Source organism: Paraburkholderia sp. BCC1886 (genome assembly GCF_900996245.1).
Classification (GTDB): domain Bacteria; phylum Pseudomonadota; class Gammaproteobacteria; order Burkholderiales; family Burkholderiaceae; genus Paraburkholderia.
The window spans coordinates 197,429-206,991 of the sequence record NZ_CAAJGK010000034.1; the positions used below are offsets into that span (position 1 = coordinate 197,429).

General features: G+C 64.0%; 9 protein-coding genes and 1 pseudogene. 9 read left to right on the plus strand and 1 reads right to left on the minus strand.

The window, feature by feature from the left end:
- Positions 1-60 precede the first annotated feature (60 nt).
- From FQ746_RS04735 to FQ746_RS04755, 5 genes are read left to right on the plus strand one after another with little or no spacing between them, the layout of a single operon-like run.
- Positions 61-942 (plus strand): branched-chain amino acid ABC transporter permease, encoded by an 882-nt coding sequence (locus FQ746_RS04735; RefSeq protein ID WP_144107760.1) that lies wholly within the window; start codon positions 61-63, stop codon positions 940-942.
- On the plus strand, positions 939-1,961 hold the full coding sequence (locus FQ746_RS04740) for a branched-chain amino acid ABC transporter permease (protein ID WP_144107761.1): 1,023 nt from the start codon (positions 939-941) through the stop codon (positions 1,959-1,961). The genes FQ746_RS04735 and FQ746_RS04740 overlap by 4 nt, the downstream gene beginning before the upstream one ends.
- Positions 1,958-2,779 carry an ABC transporter ATP-binding protein gene (locus FQ746_RS04745; RefSeq protein ID WP_144107762.1) on the plus strand — a complete coding sequence of 274 codons (822 nt, stop codon included), beginning with the start codon at positions 1,958-1,960 and terminating at the stop codon, positions 2,777-2,779. The genes FQ746_RS04740 and FQ746_RS04745 overlap by 4 nt, the downstream gene beginning before the upstream one ends.
- Positions 2,766-3,476, plus strand: coding sequence for an ABC transporter ATP-binding protein (locus FQ746_RS04750; protein WP_144107763.1), 711 nt, complete (start codon positions 2,766-2,768; stop codon positions 3,474-3,476). The genes FQ746_RS04745 and FQ746_RS04750 overlap by 14 nt, the downstream gene beginning before the upstream one ends.
- Before the next feature lie 18 nt (positions 3,477-3,494).
- Positions 3,495-4,937 (plus strand): FAD-dependent oxidoreductase, encoded by a 1,443-nt coding sequence (locus tag FQ746_RS04755; RefSeq protein ID WP_144107764.1) that lies wholly within the window; start codon positions 3,495-3,497, stop codon positions 4,935-4,937.
- Positions 4,938-5,006: 69 nt separating this feature from the next.
- Here the strand turns inward: FQ746_RS04755 and FQ746_RS04760 are convergent, their stop codons facing one another.
- A complete protein-coding gene (locus FQ746_RS04760) occupies positions 5,007-5,810 on the minus strand; it encodes a FadR/GntR family transcriptional regulator (protein ID WP_144107765.1) in 804 nt (267 codons plus the stop codon).
- Positions 5,811-6,076: 266 nt separating this feature from the next.
- Here FQ746_RS04760 and FQ746_RS04765 point away from each other — a divergent pair, with 266 nt between their 5' ends.
- The 4 genes and pseudogenes from FQ746_RS04765 to FQ746_RS04780 form a co-directional block, all read left to right on the plus strand.
- Positions 6,077-6,952: an enoyl-CoA hydratase/isomerase family protein gene (locus tag FQ746_RS04765; protein ID WP_186310640.1), complete on the plus strand. Its 876-nt coding sequence runs from the start codon at positions 6,077-6,079 to the stop codon at positions 6,950-6,952.
- Positions 6,953-7,033: 81 nt separating this feature from the next.
- The gene (locus FQ746_RS04770; RefSeq protein ID WP_186310641.1) at positions 7,034-7,828 is read left to right on the plus strand and encodes an SDR family NAD(P)-dependent oxidoreductase; all 795 of its coding nucleotides are present in this window, start codon (positions 7,034-7,036) and stop codon (positions 7,826-7,828) included.
- A gap of 37 nt (positions 7,829-7,865) precedes the next feature.
- Positions 7,866-9,008: an acyl-CoA dehydrogenase family protein gene (locus tag FQ746_RS04775; protein ID WP_144107767.1), complete on the plus strand. Its 1,143-nt coding sequence runs from the start codon at positions 7,866-7,868 to the stop codon at positions 9,006-9,008.
- Positions 9,009-9,090: 82 nt separating this feature from the next.
- Positions 9,091-9,563 (plus strand): annotated as a pseudogene (locus FQ746_RS04780) (electron transfer flavoprotein subunit beta/FixA family protein); the annotation flags it as partial.

A 9,563-nucleotide genomic window follows, 5' to 3' on the forward strand; every position in this document is an offset into this window, starting at 1 on the left:
TTCGTCGCGCATTCCGATGCTTCACCTGAGTTTCAACCGGGTACAACGAGGACCCTCCTCATGGACAAAATCAGTGTCTTGTTACTGGCCGGTCTGACCAATGGCAGTGTCTACGGTCTCATCGGTCTGTCGTTGTCGCTGATCTACGGCACCAACCGCGTCATCAATTTCGCCCAGGGCGATTTCGTGATGATCGGCACGATGTCGGCGATCTTCTTCATGGTCACCTGCAATCTGCCGACGCCCGTCGCGCTTGCCGCGGTGATCGCGGTCGTGCTGGTGTGCGGACTGATACTCGAGTTCGCCGTGTACCGGCCGCTCGTCAAACGCGGCGCGCCGCCGCTCACGATCATGATCGGCACACTCGCCGCGGCGATCATCGCCAGCGGCGTGGCCTTGCTGATCTGGGGCGCCGACCAGCTTTTCGTGCCGAACATCCTGCCGATGAAACCGATGAAGCTCGGACCGCTGACCACCAACCTGCAGCAACTGGCGATCGTGGTCGCGTTCGTCGTGTTTCTGCTGGCGACCTGGTTCTTGCTGTACCGCACGAGCTTCGGCCTGTGCGTGCGGGCAACCGGCGCGCAACCGCGTATCGCGCAGTTGATGGGTATCCGCTCGTCGCGCATCGTGCGGTTCGGCTTTCTGTTCAGCGCGCTCGTAAGCGGCATCGCGGGCGTGCTGATCGGACCGCTGCTCGGCGGCCAGGCATCCATGGGTGTCGACCTCACGGTCAAGGGATTCATGGCGGCGATTCTCGGCGGACTGGGCAGTCCGTTTGCGGCGGCGGCCGGTGGCATCGTCATCGGCATTCTCGAGGCATTCGTGGCGGGGTATGGCAGCAGCCTCTACGCGGAGCCGATCATCTTTGTGTTAATCCTGCTCGTCCTGCTGATCCGTCCGTACGGTCTGTTGGGCGACTTCGAGGCAGTCCGGCGATGAAGACAGCATCCATTCAATCCACGTTCTGGTCGGTCAAGGGACCGTTCCTCGTCCTGTTCGTTGCCGCGCTGGTCGCGCCGATGCTGCTGAGCACGGGCTTCCAGTTGCGTCTGATCTCACTCATCTGCATCTACGCGATCCTGAGTGTCGGCTTCAACCTGCTGTACGGGTACGCCGGGCAGATTGCGATGGGACATCAAGGGTTCTTTGCGATCGGCGCATATGGGTACGCGCTGTTGCAACTGAACGCGAAGTTTTCCGCGCTGGCCGCGCTGCCTGCCAGTCTCGTGATCTGCGCATTGGTTGCGCTGCTCATCGGCATTCCGCTGTTGCGGCTGCGCACGCACTATCTCGCGATGGCGACGCTGTGCTTCGGCATCGTGATCGCCGGGGTGGCGAATCGCTGGATCGACGTGACGGGCGGCACCGCGGGACTGCTGATTCCCGCGCTGAGCATCGGCGATAAAACCGTCGACCGGCTGACGCTCTACTACGTGATCGTGGTCGTCACCGGACTCGTGCTGATCCTGCAGAACTTTATCGTGTCGAGTCACCTGGGACGTTCGCTGCAAGCCATTCGCGACGACGAGCGGGCGGCCGCGGCGCTCGGTGTGAACGTTTCCGCCCAGAAGCTGCGGGTGTTCGTGCTGAGCGCGGTGCTCGCAGGCCTCGCCGGGGTCGGTTTCTCCGTCGTCAGCCAGCAGGTGAGTCCGAGCATGGGCGAATTTCCGATCCTGGTGTCGATGCTGACCATTGCCGTGGTCGGCGGTCTCGGCACGCGTTATGGACCGGTGCTCGGCTCGATCGTGGTGGTGGCCGCGCCGCAACTGCTCACGCGGTTCGGCGAGTTGCAGACGCTGGTGTATGGCCTGTGCCTGCTGCTGTTCCTGATCTTCCTGCCCAACGGACTGTCCGGGCTGCTGGGCTCGCAGCGCCGTCTGCCGCGCTTCCCGCTGTTTCAGCGCCAGGCGCCGCGTGTTGCGGCCAACCCGGCTGTCAAGAAAGGAGTGGGACGATGAGAGGCCAGACATCACCGCAACGCACGCCGATTGTCGGCACCCCGCAGTTGATGGCGGTCGAAGGCTGCATGAAGCGCTTCGGCGGGCTGGTCGCGGTGGACCAGGTGTCGTTCGAAGTTCGCCAGGGCGAAGCGATCGGCTTGATCGGTCCGAATGGCGCGGGCAAATCGACGACTTTCAACCTGATTACCGGCGTGGATACGCCGACCTCCGGCGAGATCGTCTTCAAGCAGAAGAACATTACGCGTCAGCCGCTGCATACGCGCAGCGGCATGGGCATGGCGCGCACGTTCCAGATCGTCAGACTGTTTGGCGGACTGAGCGTGCTGGAGAACGTCATGCTCGGATTTCATCCGCAACTGGTGGATGGCTTCCTGCCCTCGCTGCTGCGCTTTCGCAAGGTAGCGGCCGACGAGCGGCGCTGCGCGAAACGCGCGATGGAACTGCTCGATTTCGTCGGACTCGCGTCGCGCGCGCATGAACTGATCTCGCATCTGCCGCATGGACAACAGCGTCTGGTCGAAATCGCCCGGGCGCTGGCTAGCGAGCCCGGCATCCTGCTGCTCGACGAGCCGGCCGCCGGTCTGAACGATCAGGAGACCGCCGGACTCGGACGCATGCTGCGGCAACTGAACGACGACGGCCTGACGATTCTGATCGTCGAGCACGACATCGGCTTCATCATGGGTTTATGCCATCGCATCGTCGTGCTCGATCATGGCGCGAAGATCGCCGAGGGCGACGCCGCATCGATCCAGAGCAATCCGAAAGTGATCGAGGCCTATCTGGGCACCGGGGGCGCACATGCTAAAAATTGACGGACTTCGCGCGGGCTATAAGGGCACCGAAGCGTTGCACGGACTCTCGCTGGAGATCCGGCAAGGCTCGATCGTGTCGGCAGTCGGCGCGAACGGCGCGGGCAAATCCACGTTGATCAACGCGATCTCGCGGCTCGTGGAAGTGAACGCCGGATCGATCACGTTCGACGGCGAGGACATCGTCAAACTGTCGGCGCCGGAGGTGGTCGAGCTGGGCATCGTCCAGGTGCCGGAAGGGCGGCAACTGTTCACCGCACTGACGGTCACGGAAAACCTGCGGCTCGGTTTCCATCGGCTTCGCCATCGGCGCGAGGCGTCGCTGTATCGCGACCGGCTCGACTATGTGTACGAGCTTTTTCCCAAACTGAAGGAGCGTGCCGAACAGCGCACGATCAGCCTGAGCGGCGGCGAACAGCAGATGGTGGCGATGGGCCGCGCGCTAATGGCCGACCCGCGCCTGCTGCTGCTCGACGAACCGTCGCTGGGGCTGGCTCCGCTGGTGGTCGAGCGGCTCTTCGGTGTGTTGCAGGTGCTGCGCGAGTCGGGGCTCACGATTCTGCTCGTCGAGCAACATGCGGACGAGGCGCTCGCGCTTTCCGATTACGGTTACGTGCTGTCGGTCGGTCATATTGCGGCGCAAGGCTCGGGCGAATCGCTGCGCGGGCATGAAGCGATCCAGCAGTCTTATCTGGGCTGAGCCCGAGGAGTCGAACGGATGTCGAGTGCAACATCGGGTGTGGATTTTGTCGTGGTGGGCGGTGGGCTCGCCGGTCTCGTGTCGGCTAACCGGGCCGCCGAGGCGGGATTGTCCGTCACGCTGCTCGAAGCGGGGAGCGAAACGCGCTATGCCGCCAACTCGCGCTACGCGGGCGGCGTGCTTCATCTGGCGTTTCTCGATGTGTCGGCGGGAACGGAGGCGCTGCGCCGCGCGATCGTCGACGCCAGCGCCGGGTTGCGTGACGAAGCGCTTGCCGATGCGTTGGCGGTCGATGGACCGCGCGTCGTCGAATGGCTGGGTCTGCATGGTGCGGAGTTCGGCAAGGGCGGGAAGTATCCGTTCATGGCCCATATGCTGAAGCCTTTCAGCCTGCGCGAGACGGGGTTTCAGAATCATTGGCGCGGCAAGGGCGGCGATCTGCTGCTCGACCGGCTGGAAGCGTCGCTGCTCGCGGCAGGCGGCCGCTTGCTGCGTGGCGCTCGCGCCGACGCGCTGGAGATGATCGACGGTCGTTGTGAAGGCGTGTGGGTGCAGGTGGCGGGTGAAGCGAGGCGCCTGATCTCAGCACGCGCCGTGTTGCTCGCCGACGGCGGCTTCTCGGGTAACCCGGACATGGTCAGGCAGTACATCTCGCGGCGTCCCGAGCAACTGTGCAAACGCGGCGCGGGCACGGGCATGGGCGACGGTATCCGCATGGCGCAAGCCGCGGGCGCGCTGCTAACCGGCATGGATCGCTTCTATGGACACGTCCAGCACGCCCAGGCGGTCGAGGACGAGTCACTGTGGCCGTATCCGGTGCTGGATATCGTGGCCTCGTCGGGCATCGTGGTGGATGGCGCCGGCCGGCGTTTCGCCGATGAGGGACTGGGCGGCGTGGCGGTCGCCAACGCGATCGCCGGACTGGACGAACCGCTGTCGTCGTTCGTGATCGTCGACGAGACGATCTGGGAGAACGCCGGCCGCGCGTTTCTGCTGCCGCCGAATCCGGCGCTGGAGCGGCTCGGCGCAACGATTCACCGCGCGCCGGATCTGCACGGACTTGCCGCGAGCATCGGCATGGATCCTTCCGTGCTCGCCGCTACCGCGCGCGACTACAACGCCGCGCTTGCCGACGGCCGCCTCGGCGCCCTGTCGCCGCCCCGCACGGTCAAGCCGGCCATGCTGGCCACCGGCGCCGCGCCGCTGACCGGGCCGGGTTTTCTGGCAATACCGCTGTGTGCCGGCATCACTTACACGATGGGCGGCATCGCGATCGACGCGCAGGGTGCCGCGCTCGATACGGACGGCCGTCCGATGGCGGGACTGTATGCGGCGGGCGCATCGACGGGTGGGATCGAGGGAGGGGCGAATTCGGGGTATGTCGGCGGCCTGATGAAGGCCGCGGTGTTCGGCCTGCGTTCGGCCGAGGCCGTGATACAGAACCGACTGACGCAAGCCTGACGGCGTTGCCGGCCGCCGGAGTCGATGTTGTTAAGCGCCGCGCAGGTGAGCCACGCGCGGCGTTTCTCCTTAGCGCTTCAACTCGCTCTGATGAGCCAGATAGTGCTTTTGCAACGAACGCAGATGCGTTTCCATCTCGGCGCCCGCTTTCTCTTCGTCACGCGCGGCAAAGTACTTCAGCAGCCGGCGGCGTGACGGCATGACCGCGCTGTCGGGCGCGGGCGATACCAGTTCGAGCATCTGCTCGTGAATCTCGACCAGCGCGTCGGTCAGGATGACCAGCACGGGGTTGCGGGCGGCTCGCGCCACCAGTCGGTGGAATTCCAGGTTGATGCGCAGCCGTTGCTGGACGTCGCCGTTCGACACCGCCAGTTCGCTTTCGCGAACGTTTTCGCGCAAGGCCGCGAAATCTTCATCTGTACCCCGCTCGCAGGCGAGACGGGTGGCCGCCACGCCGACGATCAGCCGCGCTTCGGTGAGGTCGGCCGGCTGGATAGCGCCGAGTCTGAAGAGGTCGGCGAAACCGGCAATGACCGCGTCGCCGCGGCCTTCCCGGACAAACGCGCCACCCGTCGCCCCTTTGCGGAACTCCAGCACGCCCGCCATTTCCAGCGAACGCAACGCCTCGCGCACGGTATTGCGGCTCAGGCTGAACTGTTCGGCCAGATCGCGCTCCGGCGGCAGGCGGTCGCCCGGTTGCAGCGCGCCGCTTTGCAATTGCTCGCGAATCTGGTCGGCAACCGCCTCGAACGCGCGCCGGGTCTGCACCGGCGCATAAGCGGGCGTGGGGCGCACGCGGGCGAGCGGTGCGTCGGCCGGGCTAACGGCAGCCGGCGCTTTCGGCGACTGGGCGGTGGTTTTTGCGGTTTTCAATGATTAATCCATTCACAGTTTGCCGGGAATGCTAACCCCCGGCGGCCAATTCTTCAAGTGAGCAATACCCGTGTCCAGAACGAGGGATTTTCCTGGCGATTTCCTGACTTGACATCGGCTTCGTTCTCCGTGAGTATATTTCAAAGGTTCATCCAATGGACCAAATGAGGTGGAAGGCAAAAACCGGGCGAAACGGTGCCGGCGCCATGCCAGTCGCGCCGGGTGCCGGGTAGACGGAAGAGACAACTTAAGGACGGAAACGAGCGATGAGTGAAGATCTGAGGGATGCAGTCAAGTACGAAGCTAAAGACGGTCGCGCCTATATCACCTTCTGCCGCGACGAGAAACGCAACGCGCTGACCTACGAAATGTTCGACCGGTTGATGGAACACATCGAGCGGGCCGAGCGCGACGACGACGTTCGCGTGATCGTGTTTCGCGGCGAAGGCCGTGACTTCTCGACGGGTCACGATCTCGGCCAGGTGGGCGGCGCGGAATATGGCTTTTCCAAGGAGCCGGGCGCACGCCGGCCTAGCCAGCGCGCCCGGCTGCACTTCGATAAGCGTCATGTCGAACAGTTTCGCCAGATTCTCTACTGCGTGAAGCCGACGCTGTCGCTCGTTCAGGGTTACTGCGTGGGCGCCGGGCTCTACGTGGTCGAAGCCAGCGATCTGGCCATCGCCGCCGAAGACGCGAAGATCGGTCACCCCGAACAGAAAATGGGCCTCGCGGGCGCCTCGTATCTGACGAGCTGGAACATTCTTGCGATGGGACCGAAGAAAGCGCGCGAGCTGCTGCTGCTCGGCGACGTCGTCGACGGTATCGAGGCCGCCCGCATGGGGCTCGTGAACAAGGCCGTGCCGGCCGATCGGCTCGCTGAAGCGGGCGAGGAGTGGGCGGAGCGCATCGTGCGTCTGCCGCGCGACGCCATCGCGATCGGCAAGGCTGCGAATCACCTCGCGCTGGATTCGCTCGGCATGACCTCGCAGTTCGTGCACGGCTATGTGATGCACGCGCTCGGCACCAACATCCGCTACGAAAGCGACGAACACAACTTCATGAAAGAGCGCCGTAACAAGGGCGTCACGGGCGCCGCGCATTCCCGCGAAGGGCGCTACGGCGAAGAAGAGTCCGGCAAATAGGAGCGGCCGGAGCGGTCATGCGCCGCGGCGGCAATCGTCGTCGGCGCGTCTGAACATGCAATGTGGGAGACAGGTAACACCATGCTTACGGATCTGAGAGGGGCATCCGCCGTCGTGCTGGGCGGGACGAAAGGAATCGGACGCGCCAGCGTGCTGAAGCTCGCGCAAAGCGGCGCGAGCGTCGTGATTCAGGGACGCGACGAAGCGGCGGCCGCGTCGTTGATCGACGAGTGCCGGCAGTTCGACGGCGAGCGTGTGTTCGTCAATAGCGACCTGCTGACTTACGACGGCATCGAGCGCGCCGTGGCCGCGGCCGCGGAGCGTTTCGGCAAGGTCGATATCGTGGTGGCGAGCGGCGGTCCGCGCGATCCCAAACCGAAGCTGTTCGTCGACATGGCGCCGGACGAGGGCATTGCCTGCCTGACGAGTCGCCTGATGCCGCGCCTGAACGCCGTGCACGCGGCCACCAAATTCATGCGCAGCCAGCAGTACGGGAAGATCGTGCTGATCACCACGGACGCCGCGCGCATTCCGACGCCGAGCGAGTCGATGATTGGTGCCGCCGGTGCCTCGATCATGTTTCTGACCCGCGCGCTCGGTGCCGAACTTGCTCACCTGGGTATCCGTATCAACTCGGTGGCGACCACGCTTACGACCGGCACGCCCGCACACGACCGTTTTCTCGCTGCAAGGGATGCCGGCTCCCAGGAAGTGATCGTCAAGGCTTTTACCAAAGCCGAGCAGCGCGTGAAGTTCAAACTGAATTCAGCCGAAGATCTCGCGGAATACGTGCTGTACCTGTCGAGCCGGGAATCGGACCAGGTGTCGGGCTCGACGCTGAGCATCAACGGCGGTCTGTCGTTCCCGAGCTACTGAGCGCACGACCCAACGACATCGACAGGAAGGAGTGGTTATGCGGCTAAGTGAAGAGCTGGTTTCGATTCAGGATTCGGTTCGCCGGATGGTGCAGAAACATATCGTCCCGCTGGTAGCGGGCATGGAAGCGGAGGACCGCTTTCCCGCCGAGCTGGTGCCGGTAATGGGCGATATGGGACTACTGCAATTGTGGTTGCCCGAAGAGTACGGTGGCCCGGGCGGCAATCTGAAGACGGTGTGCATCGTCAAGGAAGAGATTGCCAAGGTCTCGCTCGCGGCGGCCACGTTGTGCGGCAACAACTCGATTTCGTTCGTGCTGCCGTTGCTGCACTTCGGCACCGAGGAGCAGAAGCAGCGCTGGCTGCCGCTTGCCGCGGAAGGACGGCTCGTGTCGGCGATTGCGGTGACCGAGCCGCAGGCCGGCTCGGACGTGTCGTCGATTCGCACTCGCGCCCGCAAGGACGGCGACTCGTATGTGATCAACGGTCAGAAGAACTGGATTACGTGGGGCGGCCATGCGCATTTCGTGCTGCTGTTCGCGCGGACCTCGGAGGCCAGCGGCTCGGATGGCATCAGCGCGTTTCTGGTCGACACGAAGACGCCGGGCTTCCGGCTCGGTCGCAAGGAGCACAAGATGGGCCGCCACGGCGCGCCCAATCACGAACTGTTCTTCGACGACATGCGCGTGGATGCCGACTGCATGATCGGCGCGGAAGGCGAAGGCTTCAAGGCCTGCATGCGGGTGCTCGATCTCAACCGCCCGACGATTGCCGCCACATCCCTCGGCCTCGCGCAGGGAGCGCTGGACGTGTCGGTCGCTTACGCGAAAGAGCGCAAGCAGTTCGGCCGCGCGATCGCCGAGTTTCAGGGCATGCAGTTCAAGCTCGCCGACATGGCGATCAAGGTCGAAGCCGCCCGTAACCTGCTTTACAACTGCTGCGACGAAATCGATTCGGGCGACCATTCGCGACTGAACATGCTGGCGTCGATGACCAAGTGTTTCGTCACCGACATCGCCATGGAAGTAACCACCGAAGCCGTTCAGGTGCTGGGCAGTTACGGCTATTCGAAAGAATTTCCCGTCGAACGGATGATGCGCGACGCGAAGCTGAACCAGATCATCGAAGGCACGAATGAAATTCACCGGCTGATCGTCGCGCGTCGCCTGCTCGCGGCATGAGTTCACGCGAGGCTGCTTGGCAGTGCGCTTCGCGGTGCCTCGCGGGCGCGATGAAAACCGGGTCTGGCAGGAGAAGGAACACATGAAGGTGATGGTCGCGGTCAAGCGCGTGCTCGATTACAACATCAAACCCCGCGTCCGAAGCGATGGCAGTGGTTTCGATCTGGCGAACGCGAAGATGTCGATGAATCCGTTCGACGAGATTGCGGTTGAAGAAGCTGTGCGGTTGAAAGAGGCGGGCGTGGCGACGGAAGTGATCGCCGTGTCGGCTGGGGTGGCGCAAGCGCAGGAAACGCTGCGTACGGCGCTGGCGATCGGCGCGGACCGCGCGGTTCTCGTTGAAACCCTCGAAGAACTGCAGCCGCTGGCGGTCGCGAAGCTGCTCAGGGCGCTGGTCGATAGGGAGCAGCCGTCGTTGATCATCCTCGGCAAGCAGGCCATCGACGACGACTCGAACCAGACCGGTCAGATGCTGGCCGCGCTGGCAGGTTTGCCGCAAGCCACGTTCGCCTCGAAGGTAACGGTCGCCGACGGCAAGGCAACGGTCGCACGGGA

Coding starts and splice junctions, on each gene's coding strand:
- FQ746_RS04765 (WP_186310640.1), top strand. CDS start 6,077: ATGAGTGAAGATCTGAGGGATGCAGTCAAGTACGAAGCTAAAGACGGT.
- FQ746_RS04750 (WP_144107763.1), top strand. CDS start 2,766: ATGCTAAAAATTGACGGACTTCGCGCGGGCTATAAGGGCACCGAAGCG.
- FQ746_RS04745 (WP_144107762.1), top strand. CDS start 1,958: ATGAGAGGCCAGACATCACCGCAACGCACGCCGATTGTCGGCACCCCG.
- FQ746_RS04775 (WP_144107767.1), top strand. CDS start 7,866: ATGCGGCTAAGTGAAGAGCTGGTTTCGATTCAGGATTCGGTTCGCCGG.
- FQ746_RS04755 (WP_144107764.1), top strand. CDS start 3,495: ATGTCGAGTGCAACATCGGGTGTGGATTTTGTCGTGGTGGGCGGTGGG.
- FQ746_RS04735 (WP_144107760.1), top strand. CDS start 61: ATGGACAAAATCAGTGTCTTGTTACTGGCCGGTCTGACCAATGGCAGT.
- FQ746_RS04740 (WP_144107761.1), top strand. CDS start 939: ATGAAGACAGCATCCATTCAATCCACGTTCTGGTCGGTCAAGGGACCG.
- FQ746_RS04770 (WP_186310641.1), top strand. CDS start 7,034: ATGCTTACGGATCTGAGAGGGGCATCCGCCGTCGTGCTGGGCGGGACG.